We start from the raw sequence: 24,603 nt of genomic DNA, 5'->3' as shown, positions 1-24,603 counted from the left end.
TATGAAGGAAGCGCTTTCCCTAAAAAGGAGATGGATGTCAATGAATCGAATGCAGCGTTTAACTGCGCTTCTCAATAGCTTCATGGAGAAGGGACCGGCTGGCTGTGCATGTACAGTTGTTCAACGCGGAGAGGTTCTGTATCAGGAGAATCTGGGCTACGCGGACTTGGCGAAGAAGAAGGAAATCAGTCCTGATACGATTTACAGGATTTATTCAATGACCAAAGTCATTACTTGCACCGCTGCGCTAATGCTGTATGAGAAAGGTCTCTATCAGTTAAACGACCCGCTTGAGGAATATCTGCCTGAATTCAAAAATCCACTGGTGCATCGCTACAACGAAGTCGGCGACATGACGGTCTCCCCCGCTGCCAGCTCGATCCGGGTCAAGGATTTGTTCACGATGACATCCGGGCTTACCTATGGGGGCATCGGGACGGAGACCGAACGGAAAACCCGGGCCATCATGGAGCATGCCGCGGCCACAATGAATATGCGGGAGCTATCCCGTCAGCTTGCGGCCATCCCTCTTGCCTTCGATCCCGGTACCCATTGGAAGTATGGCACGAGCCACGATGTACTGGCTGCTTTAATCGAGGTTCTGTCCGGCCAGACTGTTGAAGCGTTTCTGAAGAAGCAAATATTCGAGCCCTTGGGGATGATCGATACCTCGTTCAGGATTCCAGGCGACAAGCGAGACCGGTTATGCGTGATGTATGACCGTTCAGAAGACGGCAGCTTGACTGTCAATGATAGAATGGACGGCCCTTATCAGCCCGGATGCCAATACGAAAGCGGCGGGGGCGGTCTACTGTCGACAACCGGCGATTACAGCCGGTTTGCGCAGGCTCTTGCCCGCGGAGGCGAGCTTGAAGGAGCGAAGCTTCTAAGCAGGAAGACCATTGATTTAATGAGGACCAATCATCTGAGCGGACAGCAGCTTGAAGACTTCAATTGGCCGCAAATGAGCGGCTACGGTTATGGCCTGGGTGTTCGCGTGCTTATGGACCCCGCAGCTGGAGGAAACAACGGCACGATCGGCGAATTCGGCTGGGCAGGTCTGGCGGGATCCTACACATTGATTGATCCGCAAGAAGAATTATCTGTCGTTTACATGCAGCAGATGCTCCCAAGCCTGGAGCCTTATATTCATCCGAGGTTACGGTCCGTTATATATGGAGCGTTGTAGGAGTGTGCAGAGAATGATCCACGCTGTCAACGAATCTGAAGCAAAATTGAAAACTGGAATATTTAGGTGTCCAATCGGTTATCCTACTCATGGAACAGATATACAATCCAAGAAGGAGGAACTGACATGAACGAATTTAACTCGAACGACAAAGATTTAAGCAAGCAAAACTTTGCAACTTTGCCGATTGGCGAGAACGAGGATGTCGAGTTCTCCGAGACGCTGGCCGATGAGAACGACAAAGAAGCCCAACAGCGAGCACAAGAAGCAGATACAAGAGCTGAACAGGAATAGTTTGCATTTCCCTTTGATGTTCTAAGGCCCGCATAACTGCCATCCTGGCAGTTATGCGGGCCTTCATTATTCACGGATTATTCGTATGCTGCACATTGGGAAGATTTTTCGACTCCTTGCCTTTGCCGTGATGCTCCTTGTTCTTCTGCTGTTTGGCCTGCGTATCCTTAACCTTATTCACGAAGTCGTTCGTGGAATCCATAAGCTCCCCCATCCTCCCTTCAGCTTCTGACTCACTAGATAACGTTTCCACAAATTTTCTATTGTATGCAGTCATATTGGAACGTTCATGACGCGAAAAAACGGGTTAAGAAACTGTTCTATCCACTCTTATTTCCATTAATTAATCACATTAAACTATTTAGTTAATTACATTAAACATCTAGAGTCGGACACCGATTTGTATTATTACCAATGACCTGATTGCCGCCTGTTTGAAAGGCGGCTTTTTTTGGAATCTTTTCCTAACAGGCGGATAATCTGCATATAAAAGCGGAATATTAATCCACATACAGAGATATTCAACAGGCTTTAGAAATGATGAGGAGAGATATACGCATGAGTCTAACCGAAGACCGGCTTTCCATATTCGCTCTTGGTGGAGTGAACGAAATTGGAAAAAATATGTATGTTCTGCAATATGACGATGATCTTATTGTCATCGACTGCGGCTCCAAATTTCCTGATGAGAGTTTATTAGGTATTGATGTAATCATTCCCGATATCACTTATTTGCTTGAGAATAAAGAGAAAATAAGAGGTATGATCGTAACGCACGGCCACGAGGACCATATCGGGGGAATCCCATACATCATCAAGCAGTTGAATATGCCGATCTACGCTACCCGGTTAACGCTTGGCCTGATTGAAAGAAAACTCAAAGAGCATAAACTGCATGTAAGTACAAAGCTGCACGAAATCAACTCGGACACCCGATTAATATTCGGCGAGATGTCGATGACCTTCTTCAGCACCAACCACAGCATTCCCGACTGCCTGGGTATTGCCGTTGATACCCCGCAGGGGACGGTCGTTCATACGGGGGACTTCAAGTTTGATTTGACTCCCGTGAATGAGCAGTATGCGGATATACATAAAATGGCGGATATCGGGAGGAACGGGGTTCTGGTCCTCCTATCCGAGAGTACGAATTCCGAGCGCCAGGGATTTACACCCTCTGAGCGCATTGTGGGCGAGCATATCATGGAGGCATTTGCCAAAGCCGAAGGCAAAATCTTTCTGTCTACCTTTGCCTCCAACGTTCACCGGCTGCAGCAGGTTATTGACGCTGCAGAGAACACGAACCGCAAAATCGCCTTGCTTGGCAGAAGCATGATTAATGTGGTGGATATCGCTTCCACACTGGGTTATTTAAGATTGCCTGACGATATGCTGGTTGATCTGCAGGACATTATCCAATACGCACCTCATCGAATGGTCGTTCTATGCACCGGGAGCCAAGGCGAGCCGATGGCAGCTTTAGCCCGGCTCGCTGCAGGCAATCAACGGCATGTCGAGGTATCGCCTGGCGATACGGTTATATTGGCATCCTCGCCAATCCCCGGGAATGAACGGTATGTAGCGCGCATTGTGGATAATTTGTTCCAACGAAAGGCCAACGTCATTTATGGATCCGGTACGGTAACGGGTATGCATGTATCCGGCCATGCCAGTCAGGAAGAACTGAAATTGATGCTTACTCTTATGAAGCCCAAGTATTTCATTCCCATTCACGGTGAGTTCCGCATGCTCCATCAGCATCGGTTGCTGGCGGAAGCAGTCGGTGTTGAGGCAGACAATATCTTCATCTTGAATAACGGCGATGTTGTTGATGTCACGGATTCTAAGGCTTATCAGGAACGAAAGGTGCCAAGCGGCAATACCCTGGTCGATGGCCTGGGAATCGGCGATGTGGGGAACATTGTATTGAGGGACCGCAAGGTGTTGTCTGAGGATGGTCTGCTCATTCTTGTCTTGTCGATTGCCAAGGCCGACGGCAAGATAGTATCGGGGCCCGATATTATATCCCGCGGATTCGTCTACGTTAGGGAATCCGAGGGTTTACTGGAAGAAGTGCACCGGATTACAGTTACAACGATTTCGCAGCTGCAAGAATCCCCTTCCAATCAATGGGGGTCCTACAAGCAGGCTCTCAAGGATGCCGTTGGCAAGTTTTTATTTGCCCAGACCCGGAGAAGGCCGATGATTCTGCCCGTCATCATTCAGGTTTAGCGATGTTTATCGGCTGTTCTTGCACAGCATGAAGCAGACAGAAGCAGACACCGATTATCGGTGTCTGCTTCTGTTGGCTCCCTCGTCTTTACTGGAAAATTTTCACCTCTCTAATCTGAGACGTATTATTCCAGCCTGTTGCAATATCCAACTTCACATACCGGGCATTTACGGCTGGAAACGTATATAGAGCCTCGTTTTCGCCATTGCTTCTGGCTGTATAAACGTTCGTCCATGTCGTGCCGTCCGCCGAAACCAGGATGTTGAAGTCCTTGGGACCCAGCTTCTGCGCGAGCGTATTGTTTCGTGCAAACACCTCTACAGCCCGGATGGATTGTACGCTCCCCAAGTCAAATTGAATCCAGGAGGGCGGAGCGCCAATATTAGCCCATATATTGGTGTCGGATTCCGTAATACCGTCTATCGCTTTAGAGGCTTCGTACCCCGCTGCCTGCGACGAGGCAGTGACTGCTGAAACGGATAATGGCACCAGATCTTTTTTGAACGTCATTTCTTTGATCGATACGTTACTTCCATAGCCATCAGTGATCGTTAGCTTGACGTATCTCGCATTTGCAGGCGTCCAGTTATAGCTGTCATATTTATTCCCTTGATTCGTTACGGTCAGGAGCGGAGAGCCCCAATTGACATTGTCCGCAGACGCCTGCACGGTAAAACTCCTCGGTCCCGATCCGCGCCAGTTGATGTCGTCAACGGCCAGCCATGCAAAATTGCTGGCTGTATGGGTGTCCACCACTTCAAAATAAACTTTGGTTCCCACATAAGCCGATACATCCCAGGTTTCCGTTACAAATCCGTCGCTTTGCGGCGGTTTGGCATTAAACAGAACAGCGCCGTCTGATGCTCTCTTAAGGGTATAGAAATTCAGATTGCTGGTCCCTGCCGCCCCATCCCACCCTGCCTTGCGGAAAGAGAAGGTTTTGCTCTCCAATATAAAATCCTTGCTGCGGATCGTACCTGTTGCACTCTCTCCTCCCGCAAATGAATCGGCCAAATATTTGCCTCTCCATCCGGCCAGATTGCCATGCCCTACAGTGGAAGGGGTCGTGCCGAAAGCCGTGCCCGTCCGTGTCCAACCTGTCCAGGTGCCCACTTCAAAGTCGAAATTATTCAGCTGCACTAAATCGTCGAACGCGATCCAGCCTGAATTGGGGTCCGTACTATAATCTTCTACTTTTATATAGACCTCCGTCCCTATATAAGCAGAAACATCCCAGTAGGTTTGTACAAAATGTTTGGCTTGCGGCGGCTTGCCGACAATCAAAGGCGTGTTGTCCGATGCCCTCATCAGCCAATAATAATTCTGGTTGCTTGTTCCGTTTGGACCGTCGTATCCTGCTCCGCGGAAGGAAAGAACAGGCTTCTGAATAACGAAGTTCTTGCTTGTCAGCGATCCTGTTGCATGGTTGCCTGCAATATGGGTTGTGGCATAATACTTGCCGTCGTAGCCCGGAACAGACAGAACCTGATGCGCCCAGGGAAGATTGGGATGATCCGTTTTCTGGTAAGAAGGCGCGGTGCCAAAGCCTGTGCCATTGACCGTCCAGCCAGAAAAAGTGCCCCGTTCAAATCCGTAATTGCTGCTGAAGCTGACGTCATCGATCCCAAGCCATGCAGAGGAACTTCCGCTGTGCCCATCCACGACTTGCAAATAAACGCTGGTTCCCCTATACGGCGTGACATCCCAGGTAACATCCTTAAAGTTGTCGCTTTGCGGTGGTTTAACGGTAAACAAAACGGAATTGTCGGAAGCTTTTTTGAGATAAACCGCATTCAGATTGGAAGTCCCGGCCGATCCGTCATAACCGGCTATTCGGAAACTTAACAGCTCCGATTGCGGCAGAAAAGGGGCTGAAGTCAATGTACCGGTGGCTGTCTCGCCGCCCGCCCTCGAATCTGCCCAATAGGATCCAAGCCAGCCTTTCACTTGTCCCCCATGATCCGATGCTGTTGGAGCAGCGCTAAACGCCGTTCCGGAAGCGGTCCATCCGCTGAATGTACCCTGCTCAAAAGAAAAATCAGCGATTTCCTTCTGCTCTTTGTAGCTGCTGAGTGATAGATAGTCGATACCCAGCCAGCAATAGGCGGATGCCGTACAATTATCTTCGACTTGAAGATAGACCTCTGTGCCGATATAGGAAGCCATCTCCAGTCGCTTGGTCGCAAAAGCATTGCTTTGCGGCGGTTTTACCGTATAGATAATGGCATTGTCGGAAAAGCGTTTAACATGCAACAGGTTCTGATTATTCGTCCCGTTCACACCGTCGTATCCAGCGATTCGGATGCTGAGCACCTCTTTATCGATCATAAATTTCATGCTCTTCAGGCTTCCGGTAGCCGCTTCTCCACCCCACTGAGAATCAGCCCAGAATCTTCCTTTCATGCCCGTCACGGCGCCATTATGCGTTCCCGGATTTGGAGCTGCGCCGAAGGCGGTTCCGCTTGCCGTCCATCCCGCGTAAGTGCCGGTTTCAAAGGAGAACAGTTCATTCTGGTCATCATCGGCAAACGGGTACAACTCCATGCCGCTGACTGGGTAAACCGCCCCAAAATCAACCGTAACGGTTTGCGGATTGCCCGGCGTCGCCCGGCCTCCCTTCCACATTCCCGCATCATCTTTGCTGCTGTCCGCAACATTCTTTGGAAGAAAAGGCTTTTCGGACATCCCTGCCGTTACCTTCACAATGGGCAGCGAACCATAGGGCAGTGCCTGGAGAAGCAAAGGTTGGGAAGAAGAAGCCGTATACGTGATCCGCTTCTGCGGCAAATCCACCGAGCTCTCCTGTATGGTCCCTCCGCTAATATTCCTCCATGGCGCAGTTACATCCACTTCCACGGGCAAGCCATTCAAGCTTGAATCCGTTTCGATCGCCAGCGTTTGCCCATTTGAAACATACTGGGGATCATATCCGGTACCACTTGGCAAGAACTGTCCGTTTGCCATATATTGCGGATCGGCAACAACGATAACTTTATTGCCGTTTTGTTTATTGGTCCCCATATAAGCGGCATGATACCGGTCGCCGTCAACTTTCACTTTTCGGACTACACCGGCATGATCGGCAAAATCACTCAAAATTTTACCCATAAATCCATCATGGAACATTTCGCTGTCACTCACAGGAATAGTAGAGAAAAGCACCTTTCCGCTGCCATAGCTATACTCCGCCATTATGGTATTTCCGTTGCCGTCGACAAGTACGGGCACTGCTCCGCTAAGCAGCGATGTAAAGACCTGTGCCTGACTGTTGTCGGCAACGGCAAAGGTCGCCGTTTCCCCGGCTTTGAGCGAAGTCAGCCAGGACGGTTTATTGGCAGCAACGCTCGCAGTCCGACTGGTGGTTGTTGCTGCAGCGCTTCCACCTGAAATTCCCATCATCCAGTTGGATACATTTGTGCTGCCGGATATGGAGCGCGAAGCCAGATTAAGCTTATAATTGAAGCTGTCTTTTCCAAAACCCACAATCGCTTTGCCGCCGCTGACCCAGTTCAATACATTAGTCTGTGCGGTATCTGACGTCAGCGTCAAACTGGAATTCGCACTGACGAGCACCTTATAATTGGCCAAGGCGCCGTCTTCAATAAGAAAATCATCGACAATATCGGGGGTATCAAGGTAATGTGACCAGCTTGCAAAGGGTCTGACATTAAAGCCGAGTCCATGATCCCGGTCATAAATATTCATATAATCGTCGTATCGGTACCCCTTGCGATAATTGCTGGAGTAGAAGGAATTATAGATCGCGACATCCCCCTGCTCGGGTAAAGGGTCCACAGCCAGCAGCCTTCCCGAACGCTGGGCATACTGGTTAAATTCTTCGGTTCCGGCGTAGGTGGCGGAAGGATCCCAGCCGGTGGTATGCGGAGTTCCCGTCCAGCCGTCCCCAATAAAATCCTCGGCCATATTGCTGTTGTTAAAGGTGCCGATCCCCTTCGCCAACAGACTGAACATCGTATCGTCGCTAAGCTTTCGCGATTCATAATTCGCATTGTCGTTCGCGGTATCATATCCATAGAATCTTGCCGCTGCTGCAATTGCGGCCGGGCCAAATACTTCATCCCCGCCGCTGCTCGCCAGTACGAAGGGTTTATAATTGCGGAGAATCCTCGCTGTTAATCCGATGCTGGCTTGACCTTCCATCGGACTGAACCATTGTCCCCCATCCACGACTGCGTACAGAGGTTTATCGCTGACACTCCTCACGGCCGCAGTAGTATCCACCGTATATTGGGATACGAAATCCCTTAGCCAGAACATCATGTCCGACCAGCTCTGCCGAACGTCCAAAGCTCCAGTCATCCCGGTTCTTTGCGGCTTGGGCGGCTGTACCTCATTCCAGGCAGAATAGGAAGTGCCCCAGGCTGTATTCAATGCGGCCACATTGGCATATTTGGTTTGCAGCCACTCGCGGAATCTCGCTTTGGCTTGATCGTCATAGGCAAACAGTGTCGGATTGACAATATCGCCTCCGAAGATCTCGATGCCTCCAAAATAGCCGGGACCTGTTATCGCTTGAAGTCTCACGAATGGATTATCGCTAAAATGCTCGGCTACCTTCTTGTTGAAGGTCTTCGTTAAAGTCAGGGAATCACTTACAAAGGGATTCACTTTAACCGCATCCTGAAACTGATTGCCGTTCTCGTCTACCATCGGCGCAATTAACTGCGGCCAATACGAGTCGAGCTTGCCTAAACATTGTCCAATAAACATATCGATCCCATGGCTTGTAAACCGGTTGACCATTTCATCGGCATAACTCCAGTCATAATTGGCATCCACATCGGGGTCTCCGCCATTCGGCAGCACCTGAACCTTGAAATCCGGCGCGTACCCGCAAATAATCGGATTGACCAGTTGGATATTTGCTCGGTGAAGCGCATTGAATCCCGCTTCCGTAAGCCGGGAGAAGTCGAACAGGTCCCCGCCGGATAAAGTTGAAACGCGATGGGGTAATATCTCCGAGAAAATGTAGGCTTCCCTGATCTGACTGGCGCTATTGAATCCGGAAGTCACATTGATTTTAATATATCTTGCTTTCGATGAAGGCCAGTCATTATAGGTGCGTTTATCTGCTGTAAGGGAAATGGTTTTTTGAGTGGTATACGTAACATCATCCAGCGAGGTTTGGATCGTAAAAGTCTTGGGTCCGTAGCCCGGCTCAGGATATATTTCAATCGCCCCTGCATACTTCACGCTGCCCAGATCATATTTGATCCACTGCGGATTGCTTGAAGAAGGAGCTGCATTCGCGCGCCAGCCGTTGGACGAGCTGTTGTAGATCTGATCCGATGCTTTGGGGGGCTCATAGCCCCCCTGATAGGAAGAGGCTGTAATCTGAGTAACGGTCATACTCAAATTGCTTGCGCTGACGATGGACTGAGATGCTATTAACAGGAACAGCAGTAATGAAGCCACGAAAATGATTCTTCGTTTCAACATATCATATCCCTCCGTTTCGTATGAGCCAGCAGCCGCAGCAGCGCGAATAATTAGCGGAGACTGCCTTACTCCATCTTTTGCAGCTTTCTGAATTCGTTAGGCGTAAGCCCTGTCATTTTCTTGAAAACAGTAAAAAAGTAGCTCTTCGATTGAAATCCTGCTCTTTCGGCTATGTCGGTAATGGAAGAATCAGAATGGATCAATAGCTCTTTAACCAACTGAATCCGTTCTTCAAGTATGAAATCGGCCAGGGTCAGATTGGACACTTCCTTAAAAACCGACCGCACATAACTGTAGGATAATGACAAATGGCTCGCAATTTGCTCCTGCGTCAGCATCGGATCCTGCAAATGGTCTCTGACGTACTGGATAATTTCGGAGGTCAGCTCTGTTTTACGATTATTTCCGATCGGCACATTGATTCGTACTCTGATCTCGTGGAGCATATTTTCCAGCCAACTGAAATATTGCTGCAGCGTATCGAATTTTTCGAGGAAATGCGAGATATTGTCAATGTTCTGCACGATGGTCAGCTTGCTGAAGGACTTGAAAAGCGTATACGTAATAAACATCAGATGCTGTTTGCAGGTTTCATAGGGAAGATGTTTCATTTGCTTTTGCAGCAATTCCAGACTTTGTTTGATTGGATCGGTTTTGCCGATTCGAACCGCATTTACAATATCCTCAAGGATCCCTTCATAAGCTAACGATTGATGTATGTCTGCAAAATTCTCAAAGTCATCCAGCCTGTAAACTTTATCTTCTCCGCTAACAAACTTTAACATGGTCAGTTCAAATACGAGATCATAGATGCTTCTTAAATCCATATCCGGGCTGAAATCGCGGCTGCTTGCCACGGCATTGGGAATTTTTAGCCACTTGTTGATCTGTTCCCCTATTTGTTTGATGACGGCCAGGTACTCCGGCTCATGATCATCATTTCGGCCGATCAGCAGAATCAGGTGATCGCTTCCCAAATCAACGCATTCGACCTCCCAACCTTCATTATGGATAAGCTCGGCTGCGATATTTCCCATCGCAAATTTCAATAGCTTTCTGGAGTAGAAGTTATATTTCTCGGAAAGCGCCTGATACGACTCCATCCGAATGATAACAAGATAAAGCTTGGCAACCTGCAAAAGCTTGCTCTCGGTTTCGATAACCGCTTGAATAGCAGGATTCATCTTACCCTGCAGGATCCACTGGCGCATATGTTCTTCCCGGAGCATAACCCGCTGCTCGTTCATCGTTTGATTCATCTTGTCTACACTGTCCAGAAGGAACTCTACGCTGTTCTGAATATCGGTCAAATCGTGATGGCGCAGCATGCCGCCCGCCGGATGATGGGAATGGTTCTTGTCCATTCTCGCTTGTATAAGCTTATGTAGGGTAACGATAGGCTTGTAGCTGCGAATCGTATTCCATGCCGAAATAACGATCAGCACACCAAGGAGACCCAGGAAATTCCACAAAATGATAGTTTGAAACGATCTCATCCGTTCCCCGATACTGTCTAACCGATAGGTGGAATAGATGGTCCATTCCTGAGAGACTACAGGTGCCCCATAGGTGATCCAGCCTGTCTCCCCTTTAATAGGGGGATCCCCCAGAAGCACATGCTGAGCTTGATCCAGGACGTAATTTGCGGTATCCGGCATTTGATTGGACAATAAATGCTTATTGAGCATGTCCTTATTCAGCAGGAGGACCAGATAACCGTAATAATCCTTGCGGGAAGGCGTTAAGGGATAAATCAGGGCCAGATAGGAGTCTCCTTCGATCTGGTGATCAAAATAACGCAGAAAGGTTTGCCGGTGTTCTTTGATCGTCGTCAAAATATCCTGATCGGCAAATTGGGAAAATCTTTTTTTTCCGATTTTGGAATCTAGCACGGACTCCGTCCTCAAATTGATCAAGTAGCTTTTGTATATAAAGGGCTGCGTCGTTAAATAAAGCATCATCGTATTGTCTGCGATCTGCTGGGTGATAATATCCTCTTTCTCTTCCATCAGCCAATTCTGAATGCGCTCATCCTCGTAAATATTAATACCGAACGCCTTTAAATTATTTAAAAAGAAATCTAAATTATCGGCGGTCTGTATCACCTTATCCTGATTGAAGTCATTCATTTCATCGGAGGCATACTTGGTAAATTGACGGGATAACAGCCAGGTGAAGGGGATCATTACAGTCGTAATCATAATCAGCAGAACAAATATGAGCTTGATGAGCTTTAATTTTCGCACGGGTGGATATTCCCCTTTGCTTGCTGTTTTTGTCATTATAGCGTATCAAAAGGAAATTTATATAGAGAAGTCTGAACTAACGGCCCAGACTTCTCTCTATCATGCTGCTAAATAACTATTGGGTTGCCAGGAACGAATCAATTTGTTTTTGCAGCTCCACTTGAATTTTCTTCAGAGCCCCTGCGGCTTCGCCTTGAAACTTGGTCCAATACGTATCGGGATCAACCACACCATTAAGCAAGCTGGCATAATATTTGGATTGAATGGCGCTATATTGAGCCAGCTCGTTTTTTACAGGCTCTCCATTGAATGAAAAACCGGTCAGAATGTCTGCGGTGAAATTATCGCCGTCTCCGACAAACTTTTTGTAGGCAATCGTTTCTTCATCGTCCGTCTCAGGAAATCTTTCGTGGACAGGATTCCAGATTAAGCTGAACGAGGCGATTCCGTGGGAATCCGTTGTCAGATCCTTATATTTATCGTCGCCGACCGCTTCCCATTCTTCCCCGGGAATTCCATGCTCGATCAGATCATAATTCTCCTTCTCATTCGCCCAGTTGAGGAATTGGATGGCCCTTTCCTTGTTCTTGCTGACGGCCGGAACACTGATAAAATTATCCATTTGAAAATTAATGATATTTTTCTTTGGCGTAATATCCAGAAGCTTGACGTTTTCCATTGTCCCTTCCGCTACATTCTTCTGGAGCAGCGCATGCTGCCAGTATTCATAGATGAAGCTTCTGCTCGCGATAACCGCGCTTTTTCCTGCGATGAATTCCCCATTCCAATCCTTGATCGACATGACATCCTGATTAATAATCTTGTCTTGATAGAGCTTTCTTGCTTCTGTTATCCAACTCCAGATGAGAGGGTCCTTCTGATCGAACATATTGTAGACCTTTCCATCGTTATTCTTGTAATACAACACCATGCTATTGGCATCGGCATGAGTAGGACGGATCTGGTCGGTCGCGTCATTTTGACGGAAAGCTGCCCATGAATAGCCTTTCTCCGCATCGCTTCCTGCTGGAGTGATCGGTGAAATTTCCGGGAACTTCTCCTTGACCGCATACGCATATTTGATCAGATCCTCGTAGGTTTTTATCGGAGGCAACGACAATTGTTCGCGCAAATCCTTGCGGATGAGATAAGAATGTCCTTGTACCATGAAGATGCCGAGCGGAACACCCATGATTTTCCCATTAAATTTATTGGCATCCCACATCTTTTGCGGCCTTGTTTTCACAATGGTTTCGCCGTATTTCTCGATTAACTCATCCAACGGCTCATAGTAACCGGCGGCAATCATCTGGTTCATATGCAGCCAAGGCGCGTCGTAAATCAAATCGTAAGGCTCGCCAGCAGCCAGGGTGACCTGTGTCTTCGTGGCCAGATCCGACCAGGGAACGTACGTTATATCGATTTTTACGTTTAGCGTATCCGCCAGCCTTTTCTCGATCTCTGCCTTGACGGCTTCGTAGTCCTTCGGCTGATCCCCGGGCAGCATAATCTTCAAGGTAACGGGATCCAGTTGTTTGGAGTCCGATTCCGGCTTAGTGGCTGTATCCGTCTTGCCGGCTTCTTTGCCCGGCGCAGGTTCCTCCTTTATATTATTGTTGGTGGAGCACCCCGAGATGATCATGAAGCATAAAGCAAAGATGAATCCCATTGAAGCCCATTTCTTAAATTGCATGTTGTTGCCTCCCTTTTTGTATATGTTTAACGAGTGCCTGTGTTGGAACAAGCTTTCGCTGAAACCGTCCAGCTATCCTTTTACGGAACCGATCGTTAATCCTTTTACGAAATACTTTTGAATATAAGGGTACAAGAACACAATCGGTCCTATCGTCAAGCAAACAGTTGCCAGCTTAACGCCTTCTGTAGGTGGTTGAACCTTATATTCAGTGGAACCCCCGACATAACTGGAAACATTCAAGCTGCCCATCAGGTTTCGGATCATCATTTGCAGAGAATGCAAATCATGGTTGTCAATGAACAACAAAGATAACCACCAGTCATTCCAGTATTGAAGCGCATAGAACAAGCTGACTGTTGCAAGCACCGGAGTGGATACATGCCAAATGATCCGAAAGAAAATCGAAATATCGTTGGCGCCGTCAACCGTTGCGGATTCATAAATTTCATATGGAAGATTCCGGTAGAATGCCACCAGAATGAATGCATAGAATGGGTTAAGCAAATAGGGCAGAATCATCACCCAGATGGAATCCTTTAAATGCAGCCAATTCACAATCAGAATATAAAACCCGACAAGGCCTGTACCGAATATCATCGTGAAATAAGTCAAAAAGGATAACAGATTCCGGTATTTCACTTTGCGGTGTGCCAAAACATAAGCGTAAGTAGACGTAATTAAAATGGCAGCCATGGTACCGATTATGGTCACGAACAGCGTGACTCCATAACTGCGGAAAACTTGCTCGCCTGCCAGTAAATACTTGTAGGCATTCAAATCAAGCGATGGAATCCAAAGTCTGTAGCCGCTTTTTTGCAGTACCGACTCGGGGGCAAAGGAATTAATAAATACAAGCCAAAAGGGTATGAAACAAGCCAGTACAAACACAGCGATGAATAAATAAACAAAGACTTGAAAGATACGGTCACCTGCCTGGGTATTAATAAAGCGTCGCCTCCGGATCTACTTTTTTGGCTATCCAATTGAAGGTTACGATGGCACAAATGCCCAGAAACGATTGATACAGCACGATAGCCGACGACATGCTGAAATCGCCCAACTGTCTTAATGCACGGTAAGAATACGTATCGATGACATCGGTAGTCGGATAAAGGATCCCATTATCGCCGATGATCCCATAGATCATTCCGAAATCACCGTAGAATATCCGGCCTACTCCCAGCAGCGTCAATACAATAATGACGGACCGCAATTGCGGGATTGTAATGAAGATCACTTGTTGAAACCGTGTCGCCCCATCGATAGTAGCGCTTTCATATACCTCGGATGATAGTCCTGTTATCGCTGCCAGAAAGATAATCGCAAAATAACCGGAAAACTTCCAGATATAAATCAATGTTAATAGAAACGGCCATACCGATGGCGTTTGATACCAATTGATGGCTTGCATATCGATCAGCGGAAGTATTTTATTCAAGATTCCATCTGAACTGAACAAGGAGAAGGACATAAAGCTTACGACGAGCCAGGAAATAAAGTAAGGTAGAAATACAAAAGATTGCGAGATTTTCTTGAACAGAACAACACGAATTTCATTCAACAATAGCGCAAGGAGCAAAGATACGCCCAGCCCGAAGAAGATAAACAAAAAATTCAGAAACATCGTATTCAGTGTGACCTGCAGCCAGTCCGGCCCATTAAAGAAAAATTTGAAATTATGAAATCCGACCCATTTGCTCCCCCAGATTCCATCTTTGAGCTTGAAGTCCTTAAATGCCAGGATGTGCCCCAGCAGAGGCAAATAAGCAAAAATAAATAAAAACAACATGCCGGGCAAGCCTAACAAATACAGATAACGATTCTTCTTCAGCTCTTGAAAAAAAACGAACATACTCGGTTTCTCCTTCTGTCAGATTTGTGTTAAGTGGCATGACTGCCTCGTTTTGTGTGCTCTAAATGTAAGTCTAATCCCTCTATCCTGTATAGTTCTCAATTTGCTTGGTATATTGGTTTTTTAACTTTTTCCCCGTATATTAAGGGCTCAGACCAGGTCTGGACAGCTTTTGGAGGTAGATATCACGAAATAAAACTCCTGCCAGAGGGATTCCATCATGGAATCATTCTCTGACAGGAGTCTATAATCCAAGCTTCTGTTCCAGTTCACTTTTCTGACGCAAATGATGGCGGAAATGCATCTCAATCAGATCGAACCATTCCCGCCCGTTCAGCCAGCCGAAGCCGCCATGTTCGACTTTATAATCCGGGTTCAGTGCGTCCAACTGCCCCTCACATTCCATCATCTTCAGCTGTAATTGATGGAGTGCTGTGGTGGTGTCTTCTTTGGTTTGTACATTGCTGGGTCGATCAAGAAAGTCAGGCAGTTTGATCCTCACAGGTGGAAATCCGCCGTTCCTGAACAACTGCTCCCCCGCCTCTGTCTTGCCAAGCGGCTGATCCGCACCTGATGTCTTGCAAGCTTCCACCTTGTCCAGATATTCCTGGGCCACGTCGATCAAGTGACCGTACAGTTGGCCAAGAGACCAGACCCCTTGCTCCGTTACGTGCTTAAGCTGCTCCGGGGAATAATGTTGCAAATCATCTTCGTATTCTGTAATCAATGTCTGATATTTCAATAGGAATCACTCCTCTTTCTTGATTGAGCATTTTTCATAATTCCGTTTTTCACATTTTATATATGCATCATATACCATAACAAAGCCCTGAGGAAAGAAACATTCTCAGGGCTAATTTGGACATGAGTTGCTTCTCTCATTCCTTCAACGAACCGAGCATCGAGCCTTTCACGAAATATTTTTGCAGAAACGGGTAGACGCATAAGATAGGCAGCGTCGCCACCATGATGATGCCCGCCTTGAGCTGCTCCGGAGTGACAGGTGTGCCGATGTCGATCGTACCTCCGGCGATTCCGACTTCGCTTTGCACATTGCCAGTAATGAGTAGATTACGCAATACGACCTGAAGCGGAAACAGATCCTTGTCCCGGATAAAGATGATGGCAGAGAAGTAAGAATTCCACAAACCGACAATATGAAAGAGGCTTAACGTCGCAATTACCGGCATGGAGAGCGGAAGCGCCATTCTTGCATAGATGCCGTATTCGCTGCACCCGTCTATTTTTGCCACATCGAACAGCTCGCTTGAAATACCTTGGAAGAATGTCTTCATAATAATTACGCCAAACGTGCCCATAGCACCCGGAATTATTAGAGCCCACAATGTATTTTCCATGCCGAGCGAACGGACGAGCATGTAGTTCGGAATGAGCGGAGATGAGAATACGAGCGTAATGAGCAGCCCCTTCAATATCCACGTCCGCTTCGGAGTCATCGGTCTGGAAAGCCCATAAGCCATGGATGTTGTAAACAGAAGAAAAACGAACGTTCCCATGATACAAAGGTAAACCGTAACGGCGAACGATCTCCACAACTGATCCAGTGCGAATATTTCCCGATAGGTGTCCAGCTGCAGCCCTTTCGGCCACAAGGTGACAAGCATCGCATTCGCGTATACGGGATCGCTTAAGGATACGGCTAGTAAATGAACGAGCGGCGCGACCATAGTTAAAGCGGCCAGTATAAGCAGAAGCCCGTTTATAGCCGGAAACATTTTATCGGACTTGGACATTGGCTCTCCCCCTATCGCTCGTCATGTCAGAAGATGCTTTCTTTGGTCAGCTTACGGCTTAGCGCATTAAGGCTGAAGATCAGAACGATTCCCACGAAAGATTGGAATATGCCAATCGCCGTCGTATAACTGAACTGCGAACCCAACAACCCGACCCGGAACACATAGGTATCAATCACTTCGGCGACATCACGGTTCAATGGATTCTGGAAGATGAGCACCTGCTCCACATTCGCATCCAATACGCTTCCAATTCGCAGCAAAAACAAAATAATGATAGTTGGCAAGAGGGAAGGCAGCGTAATATTCCACATTTGGCGCCACCGCCCGGCTCCGTCGACCATAGCAGCTTCGTACAAATTGGGATTAACGCCGGCAAGCGCTGCCAAATAAATAATTGTGCCCCAGCCGATTTCTTTCCAGATGGAAACGAAAACGAGTATCGGCCGAAAATATTCCGGCATCGTTATAAAATCCCGTTTCTCAAGCCCAATCCAGCCCAAGAACGTATTGGCAACGCCTTCTATCGACAGCAAATTAATAAAAATCCCGCCTACTATAACCCAGGACAAAAAGTGCGGCAAATAAAGCAGCGTCTGGATCGAGCGCTTGAACCACATCAGGCGCACCTCGTTCAGCAGCAATGCCAGCAGCAGCGGTGCGGGGAAACCGAACAGCAGTGAATACAAGCTTAATATCAGTGTGTTACGCAATATATGGTAAAACTCTTCATAGCTAAACATTGCCGTAAAATGTTTGAAGCCCACCCAGGGACTACCCGCAATGCCCTGGAACAAATTGTATTCCTGAAACACGATCACATTTCCAAAAAGTGGGACGTAGCGGAACACAATAAGATGCAGAATTCCGGGCAGCACCAAAAGGAAAAGGGCTGTTTTTTCGTCAAATAGTTTGTTCCGGAGCATGCCATTCCCCTTTCGATGTTTTGATATACGCAGTCAAATTCGGCTGGAGAAAGCCTCCTGCACAACCATTACTGCTTGTGGAACGCATTATACCAATCCGTCGCTTCTTTGATTGCCTCGTCACCGCCCCGGCGTTTCCATTCCTGAACGAATTTGTCGAACGCAGCGTCCAGGTCCTCCTTGCCGGTCACGACTTTAGCGAACATATCAAAAAACATCGTTCCATTGCCAAGACCCGGGCTCAATTCGGGTTTCGTGCTGAACGCTTCCAGCGCGGGCATGGACATTCCATCGGTCTCGTAGATTTCCTCCTCGGCCACCTTCATTCCTTTCATCATCAATTCCTTGTTCGGCTGCAGCTCGAAAAGCTTCGGAGATTGAGTCCCTACGTTCGTAGGGTTGATGGACAATTGGTAGAATACCCACACGGAATTGCCATCCGCTTTGTTCACTTCATCATTTTTGTCCCATTTGATTTGTCCGTTCTCAACCTTGTAGCTCAAATCTTTGACACCGTAGTTGAAAAACGTCTGCGCTTCTGGCGATGACCATGCCCAATCCAAAAATTTGACCGCTTCGACAGCTTTTTTGGAAGATGTGGGAATAACCCAGACGAAATACACTTGATCGCCCCGTGGCGTTAAACCGTGTTTGCCGGTCGGGCCGACTGGACCGCCGATCAGATCGATTTTCGCGTTTTTGTCGGCGAATTTATCCGGCGAGAAGCTTATATTCGCAACGTCGAACGAATATTTCCAGCTGCCACCTTTTCCATTGCTGATACCGGCAAGCCAATCACTCGCCTTCAACGTGAACAGGTCCGGATTCACGTATTTGTTTTCGTACATCATTTTCCACCATTTGAGAGCTTCTTTCATTTCCGGCTGGATTATTCCGGGTTGAAGCTGCCCATCCTGGAGCGTCCATTCCGACGGGTGATAGCCGAATTCGTGGAAAAACAGATCGCCTCCGACCATATCTTCCCTCACGTAAAGTCCATATTCGTCATCCGGATTGCCATTTCCGTCCAAATCTTCCTTGCGTACACCTTCAAAATATGCTTTCCATTCATCCATCGTTTTCGGCTGCTTCATTCCGAGCTTGTCGAGCCAGTCCTGCCGGATGTAAATAACATTGGAGGCGGGGATGGGGACGATGGATGGGATGCCGTATATTTTGCCGTTCTTTGAAACTTTCGGACTGTTCCAAGTTTCCTGCGGAATCATCTTTTTCAGATTAGGACCATACTTATCGATAAGCGGTCCGAGTTCTGTGAAAATACCGTTCTCTACGGCGCCCGCATGCATGCTGGCGTTGATATTCGTCGTGCGGATCATATCGGCCAAATCCTTCGATGCGAACCGGACTGTTAGCTGCTGCGTAAAATCTTGCGCATGCCCCAAAAACTCCCACTTGATGTCATACCCGGACAAACGATTCAATTCCTTCACGTAAGGGTCATCCGCCTTCAGCTGCTGTGCATATTTGGCACCGGCGTGCGAGTTCAAAATATGCAGCGACACCGGGCCTTGACCCGGGTTTTGCACCCCGGACTCGTTCGCCGCGTCATTATCGCCGCATGCGGATAAAATGACACCGAGAGTAACAGCTACGATACCGATCGATACGATAAAGCGTTTTCTTTTCATATTGCAAACATTTCCCCCTTTAAACTATAATAATCTTAATTTGTATTTACCTGTTAATTGTCGGATAACAGGCTCTACCCTATCTTAACCAGACGCAAGCCGCGTTTCGTTCCTTATTATTGGTTTCTTGTATCATTTTTTTAGTAAGCACGATTTGAAACGGGTTTGTATTCCACTAAAGCGGGTGATATCCGATGTCCGTTTTCCCTATTTATCAGGACGCATTGACATACAATATGTTCGGCAAAGACGACCTGCCTTTCTACATATTGATGAGCCGGTTGTGGAGAAAATACCCTCTTCACTATCACAATTTTGCTGAATTGTCGCTGGTGATCGAAGGCTCTGCGGAAGAAATATTGAACGGCCGCCCTCACGCGCTGCGCCGAGGGACGGTTTCCCTGCTTCTGCCCCACCACATGCATGAAATTCGGGTCGAACCCGGAACGGCCATAACGAAATATTGCTGCATGTTCGACTTGAATATTCTGTCCCCCGACGAAGATCACATCGGAACGTACTTGCTCAAGACGGGGAGTGAACTGCCGTCCTACTACGATTTATCCGAGGTGCAGACGCAGCAACTATCGAAAATAATGGATGATTTGTTCCTGGAATATCATTCCAAAGGATTCGGGAAAAATACGGTGATTCGTCACAAGCTGCTGGAGGCTCTTGTTTTTCTCATCCGCACCTACCAGGACCTTCGGGATACAAAAATCCCTTTGAACGACGAACGAAAACGGGGCGTGTTCGACATGCTTCAATTCATACATATTCATTGTTGCGAACCGTTGACGCTGACCATGCTGTCCGAGCATCTTGGCTGGAACGCCTCCTATTTGAGCCACATTTTCAAAAGACATGTAGGAAAATCGTTCATCGAGTATTTGCATGAGCTCCGAGTCGGGAGAGCGGTAAGTTATCTTGTTTCAACGCAACTTAGCGTATCGGAAATCGCGCTTGAGGTTGGATTCGATAACTTCCGGACATTTTCGCGCGTGTTCAAAGATCTCAAAGGAACGACACCCAAAGAATTCAGAAGTCACTATCGGCAAGGATTGAATTAACCCAACAACAAACAGGCAGTCTGCCGTTCACGACGGCTGAGTGCCTGTTTTCGTTTTTCAAAAAAATCATACACCGCGTCAAAAAAATGCCCTCTTATTGGATTCGAGTCGTGAAACAATGAAAATATCTCTAACGACAGGAGGATGTTAAATGATGCAATTGAGTAAACCGGGTAGAAAGTGGGCTCGCGGAACATCGCAGCATTGCCGCTTTTCGCGACACAATTTAATCATTTCAGCAAGAAAAAGATGGCCCCGCTAATCGTTCTCCGCGAGGCCATCTTTTTATAGTTTCGTCAATTAATAGATACTCAAGCATAACCAACTAACAGTTCCTATTGCTAAACCACCGGCTAAGGCAACAAACACCCCATTTCCCAATTTTGTTTTCGTCCTCGCATGGTTATCATAAAATTCAGGCTTTCTAACCATACCGAGTCACAAATCACCAATCAGGTTTACGACGACAAGTCCAAAGTTTTTGATATTTCCCACGAAATCACCTTCCAGGAATTTAATGCTGCAAAGCTCACTGATTAGTGAAGATAATAATAGATATGTTAAAGAGAGTTCCCTTACTCATCTTAGAGATAAGTCATCAATTGCTTGGCATTGCGTTTCATTTCCTCTGGACGCTGCTTGAACGCACTGTAGGCGATATGGTCCAGGCCGATGTGGATCAGGCAGCAATGAAGCCGCTCATCCGCCAATGGAGGTTTGCCTTCGTGTTTGACCCAATGGTCATCTACAATTTCCTGCAAGTCAATCTCCTGCCATTCGGGATACCAAGACCACCAGTACAGAAACCAGGCAATATCGTAGAGTGGATCGCCATAGCGCGCATTTCCCCAATCAATGACACCGGACAGCTTCCCTCCATCGACCAGAACATTCCGGTTTAAGAGATCATTGTGGATGATTCCCCGGTACTCCGGAAGCTGCGTTATAAGCTGCCTCAGCTTTTCTACCCCCGTATCGAAGACTTGTGCCTCCAGAGGCCAGGCGTCGAGACTTTCGCGCCAGCCCGCTAGCCGATCCCTGGGTTCAGCTACAGATAGAAGCTCGGTTCCCCAGCCTGGCCCCTCCCCATTAGGACGCCAAATGCCAACCTCCTGAGTTTTTGTGAGATCATGGGTCTGAAGTTCGCTTAGCGCGTCCAACAATTGTGGAAGGACATGACATATCCCGGGTCCGTCCAGCTCATCGAGATGTTCACCCCTGACCCGTTCGGACACAGCGTAGAAACCGCTCTGCGTCTGCCCAATCTCAAGAACATGAGGAATCGGTAGAAAATCAGAGGAATAAGTTCCCATAACACGATCCTTTTCAAAGTCCTCCACATAGGCGCCAAAGCGGATAACCCTGTCATGACCGTCGAGCAGGAAAGAATAAGCTTGTGACCAATCGCCTGAAGCAAGCGGCTTAAGATTATACGCACGGTCGCCAAACCGGGTCCTCACAAAACGATTCGCGGTCTGTATGATAGCCTCCATCGTTAAACCTCCCTCAGTTGCTGTACAAAGACCTTTTAGTAAATACATGGCAGATTTGGTTAAACTCTGATACGCTTTCCGCTTTCGAAAGAACGGATTGCCGCATCGGCAATTTGTAAAGCTCTCATTCCAGCTTTCGCATGGATGGGTGGTTGCTCCCCCTTCTTAAGGGCTTGAAGCAAAGCCTCGACATGGTAATCGAAAGTACGATGGAATTCCCTGTCCTTGTCATTGAAATAACCGGCTTCCCAAGTCTGTCCCAGTTCACTGCCTGATGGATGGAACGTATACCTTTTTACCGTGTCGGTTATAACGGCTCTTCCCTTCGTTCCGTCCAGCTCCAGCCGCTGCGTTTCGGGATAAGCATAGGAAGAATCATAGGTCCCGATCAGGCTTCCTACTGCCCCACTTACAAATTTCAGCGATAAGGCCATCGTCCTGAAGCCGCCGCCGGTCTTGTCGGTCATCTCCGCCATAACTGATTCAACCGGGCCGCATAAATGCTCAAGCAGATCGAAGCCATGGCACTGCGTCTCGATCAGATTAGCATGAGGATGCGTACTGCTGCCTTCCCCTCCAAAACGAAACGTTCCAAATGTCAGCTCGCCAAGTTCTCCTCTGCGGACAGCTTCGTGCGCCAATTGGACCGGCTTCGCATAACGATGATTAAAATTAATAGCGAAAAACAAGCCGCGCTTTTCTGCTTCATTGAGAAGAATTTCGGCTTCTTTGAGGCCGAACACAAGCGGCTTTTCGACCAGAAGCGGAAATCCCGCCTGGATCACTTCCAGCGTCGCCTCAAAATGACCCTGATTGGGCAGGCACAGACTGACCAGATCCGGATTTTCCTGCTTCAGCATCTCAGTGACTGAGGTATAGGCACGGGTACGGAACTCTGCGGCCCGTTGCTGCGTTTTCTCCAAACTCCGGCCAACGATAGCGCAGAAATCAATATCCGTTCGCTCCGAAAATATTCGTGCATGCTGCTTTCCCCACCCGCCGGCACCTATTAATGCCACCTTGACTTTCAACGGCTCACTCATTGTTCGATAACCACCTTACCGGTCTGGCCTTCAAAAAACATTTCATACGCTTGCTGAATATGGTCCACCCTGCAGCGGTGAGTAATAATCTGGCTGAGGTAAGGGAGATGCTTTAAAAGCAGCTCATGATTTTCGGCCAATTCATGGAACTGAAAATATTCGCTTCCGAGTACTGCCCTCTCCGTTGCGATCAGATCATTCGATACTTGCAGATGCAGCTCTTGCCCGTGTCCGACACAGACCAGAACTCCCCGTTTATTCAATGCCTCCAAGGCCATCTGTCGCGCTGCTGTTTTTCCGCTCGTATCAACGGCAACATCTATCCCTGCATGTCCTCTATTCCTAACGACGTCAGATACGGACATATTCCCCAGATGAATCGGAATAGCTCCTAATTTCTCAGCAAGCTCCAGACGATACGGTACGTAATCCATCACATATACGGGCTTATCTTGCCCCAAGAGCAATTTAGCCATGGCCAGAACACCAAGACCAATAGGCCCGGCTCCTGCGATCAAAATGGAATTAATATCTGGGCGTATCCTTTGAGCGCGCTTGATCGCATGACCGCCGGTCCCCATGATGTCGAGCAGCAAGGTTGCTTCTGCAAAAGGAATTTGCGGATCAATGGGAAAAAACACATGTTCCTTCACAACCATATAGGGCGCATATCCGCCATCATCCGAAAATCCGTAATCGGCCTGTTTGTTAAGACACAGATTGGTAAAGTCATTTTTGCAATTGCTGCATTCCCCGCAAAAAGCCATTAGAAAAACAACGCCAGGCGTACCTGGGGAAGTAGTCGTTCCTGTTCCTCCTGCGATTACAAGACCCGCCGCCTCATGCCCTGGCGTTACTGGCGTCCCGTCATAGAATTGCCCTCGGTCAGAACCGCAAAGCGCATTGGCTTTGACCTGAATCAGAAGCTCGCCATCACCGGTAACCGGAATTTCTTTTGATCCGAATGCAATGGTTCCTTGTCCGACAAATAAGGGAACAGTCATTCTAGGAGACAAATCGGTATCGGCCGTCATCATTAACATTCCTCCATCGATGGATTCAATTGGATTGATTTTGAAATATACCAGTAATCACCGGACAGATCAATATTCTCCGCCTGCCATAATTGCTGTCTCCCTAGTATATATTTGACCTTTGAACCGAGACTCCTTGTTTTATCTAACATCTACTTCCGAAGGGGGCAACGGGCTTGCCATCCGTTCTGGTCCAAATTCGCTGATTGCGAACAAGCCCAAATGTTAAATCATTCATCACCAATTCTAATCTGGGCAATAACCTATAGACATATGACTATTTAATTGGAGGTTAATCTAATGAATCGTGGATTTTTTCCTGGTGGCGGTTTTGGGCGTCCTTTCTTCCGGCCTTTTCCCCACCCCTTTTTCCCTGGCCGTTCGTTGTTTCCGTTTTTCTTCTTGTCCCCGTTTTTCTTTCCTTTCTTTAGAGACGGAAAATCGGAGGATACATTGTTCGCTCAGCACCAAGCCCAAGCAGGCGAAACGTTAGCCGCAGTCGGCCACAAGTACAACATGCCTCACGCAATTCTGGAGGAAGCTAACCCGCATATTGCCAATCCGAACCAGTTGAAGGCTGGAGAGATGGTTTACGTGCCGCGCATTTCCAATATGGGCTGCCAGAAAACTTACTCCGAAATGCCGAATCAAAGTTAGCTGTGAA

18 protein-coding genes are annotated in these 24,603 nt (G+C 47.7%); 5 read left to right on the top strand and 13 right to left on the bottom strand.

Features of this window, described 5'->3' with window-relative positions; all coding sequences use genetic code 11:
- Positions 1-40: 40 nt before the first annotated feature.
- Positions 41-1,189: a serine hydrolase domain-containing protein gene (locus tag IEY46_RS08055; protein WP_188990790.1), complete on the top strand. Its 1,149-nt coding sequence runs from the start codon at positions 41-43 to the stop codon at positions 1,187-1,189.
- Between the two features lie 126 nt (positions 1,190-1,315).
- Entirely contained in the window at positions 1,316-1,483 is a 168-nt protein-coding gene (locus tag IEY46_RS08050; protein ID WP_188990788.1) for a YfhD family protein, read from the top strand.
- A 70-nt stretch (positions 1,484-1,553) separates the two neighbouring features.
- Here IEY46_RS08050 and IEY46_RS08045 read toward each other — a convergent pair whose 3' ends face one another.
- On the bottom strand, positions 1,554-1,685 hold the full coding sequence (locus tag IEY46_RS08045) for a DUF4023 domain-containing protein (RefSeq protein ID WP_188990786.1): 132 nt from the start codon (positions 1,683-1,685) through the stop codon (positions 1,554-1,556).
- Positions 1,686-2,041: 356 nt separating this feature from the next.
- On the opposite strand from IEY46_RS08045, the gene IEY46_RS08040 reads away from it, so the two are divergent.
- Positions 2,042-3,715, top strand: coding sequence for a ribonuclease J (locus tag IEY46_RS08040; RefSeq protein WP_188990784.1), 1,674 nt, complete (start codon positions 2,042-2,044; stop codon positions 3,713-3,715).
- Between the two features lie 88 nt (positions 3,716-3,803).
- Here the strand turns inward: IEY46_RS08040 and IEY46_RS08035 are convergent, their stop codons facing one another.
- From IEY46_RS08035 to IEY46_RS07995, 9 genes are all read right to left on the bottom strand, one after another.
- Positions 3,804-9,176: a discoidin domain-containing protein gene (locus IEY46_RS08035; RefSeq protein WP_188990782.1), complete on the bottom strand. Its 5,373-nt coding sequence runs from the start codon at positions 9,174-9,176 to the stop codon at positions 3,804-3,806.
- Positions 9,177-9,241: 65 nt separating this feature from the next.
- Positions 9,242-11,422, bottom strand: a complete 2,181-nt coding sequence (locus tag IEY46_RS08030) for a helix-turn-helix transcriptional regulator (RefSeq protein WP_188990780.1) — start codon at positions 11,420-11,422, stop codon at positions 9,242-9,244.
- Positions 11,423-11,537: 115 nt separating this feature from the next.
- Complete coding sequence (locus IEY46_RS08025; RefSeq protein WP_188990778.1) at positions 11,538-13,115, bottom strand: ABC transporter substrate-binding protein; 1,578 nt, start codon at positions 13,113-13,115, stop codon at positions 11,538-11,540.
- A gap of 72 nt (positions 13,116-13,187) precedes the next feature.
- Positions 13,188-13,895 (bottom strand): carbohydrate ABC transporter permease, encoded by a 708-nt coding sequence (locus IEY46_RS08020; RefSeq protein ID WP_229750141.1) that lies wholly within the window; start codon positions 13,893-13,895, stop codon positions 13,188-13,190.
- Positions 13,896-14,058: 163 nt separating this feature from the next.
- Positions 14,059-14,970 carry an ABC transporter permease subunit gene (locus IEY46_RS08015; protein ID WP_188990776.1) on the bottom strand — a complete coding sequence of 304 codons (912 nt, stop codon included), beginning with the start codon at positions 14,968-14,970 and terminating at the stop codon, positions 14,059-14,061.
- Between the two features lie 244 nt (positions 14,971-15,214).
- On the bottom strand, positions 15,215-15,712 hold the full coding sequence (locus IEY46_RS08010) for a DinB family protein (RefSeq protein ID WP_188990774.1): 498 nt from the start codon (positions 15,710-15,712) through the stop codon (positions 15,215-15,217).
- A gap of 136 nt (positions 15,713-15,848) precedes the next feature.
- Complete coding sequence (locus IEY46_RS08005; RefSeq protein WP_188990772.1) at positions 15,849-16,724, bottom strand: carbohydrate ABC transporter permease; 876 nt, start codon at positions 16,722-16,724, stop codon at positions 15,849-15,851.
- A 26-nt stretch (positions 16,725-16,750) separates the two neighbouring features.
- Positions 16,751-17,650, bottom strand: coding sequence for an ABC transporter permease (locus tag IEY46_RS08000; RefSeq protein ID WP_188990770.1), 900 nt, complete (start codon positions 17,648-17,650; stop codon positions 16,751-16,753).
- A 68-nt stretch (positions 17,651-17,718) separates the two neighbouring features.
- Positions 17,719-19,299: a type 2 periplasmic-binding domain-containing protein gene (locus IEY46_RS07995; protein ID WP_188990768.1), complete on the bottom strand. Its 1,581-nt coding sequence runs from the start codon at positions 19,297-19,299 to the stop codon at positions 17,719-17,721.
- 194 nt (positions 19,300-19,493) lie between these two features.
- Between IEY46_RS07995 and IEY46_RS07990 the strand changes: the two genes are divergently transcribed.
- Positions 19,494-20,369 (top strand): helix-turn-helix transcriptional regulator, encoded by an 876-nt coding sequence (locus IEY46_RS07990; protein WP_188990766.1) that lies wholly within the window; start codon positions 19,494-19,496, stop codon positions 20,367-20,369.
- 584 nt (positions 20,370-20,953) lie between these two features.
- Here IEY46_RS07990 and IEY46_RS07985 read toward each other — a convergent pair.
- Genes IEY46_RS07985 through IEY46_RS07975 form a run of 3 tightly spaced genes read right to left on the bottom strand, consistent with a single transcriptional unit; the run spans position 20,954 to position 23,942 of the window.
- Positions 20,954-21,862 (bottom strand): phosphotransferase family protein, encoded by a 909-nt coding sequence (locus IEY46_RS07985; RefSeq protein ID WP_188990764.1) that lies wholly within the window; start codon positions 21,860-21,862, stop codon positions 20,954-20,956.
- 59 nt (positions 21,863-21,921) lie between these two features.
- On the bottom strand, positions 21,922-22,905 hold the full coding sequence (locus IEY46_RS07980) for a Gfo/Idh/MocA family protein (RefSeq protein WP_188990762.1): 984 nt from the start codon (positions 22,903-22,905) through the stop codon (positions 21,922-21,924).
- The gene (locus IEY46_RS07975) at positions 22,902-23,942 is read right to left on the bottom strand and encodes an alcohol dehydrogenase catalytic domain-containing protein (protein ID WP_229750140.1); all 1,041 of its coding nucleotides are present in this window, start codon (positions 23,940-23,942) and stop codon (positions 22,902-22,904) included. Before IEY46_RS07975 ends, IEY46_RS07980 begins: the two co-directional genes overlap by 4 nt.
- Before the next feature lie 297 nt (positions 23,943-24,239).
- On the opposite strand from IEY46_RS07975, the gene IEY46_RS07970 reads away from it, so the two are divergent.
- Positions 24,240-24,596 (top strand): LysM peptidoglycan-binding domain-containing protein, encoded by a 357-nt coding sequence (locus IEY46_RS07970; RefSeq protein WP_188990760.1) that lies wholly within the window; start codon positions 24,240-24,242, stop codon positions 24,594-24,596.
- Positions 24,597-24,603: the final 7 nt, after the last annotated feature.

The sequence above is a fragment of the Paenibacillus nasutitermitis genome (assembly GCF_014641075.1).
Classification (GTDB): domain Bacteria; phylum Bacillota; class Bacilli; order Paenibacillales; family Paenibacillaceae; genus Paenibacillus_Z; species Paenibacillus_Z nasutitermitis.
Note: the sequence above shows the minus strand (reverse complement) of the source record. Positions and strands in the feature narration are given on the sequence as shown.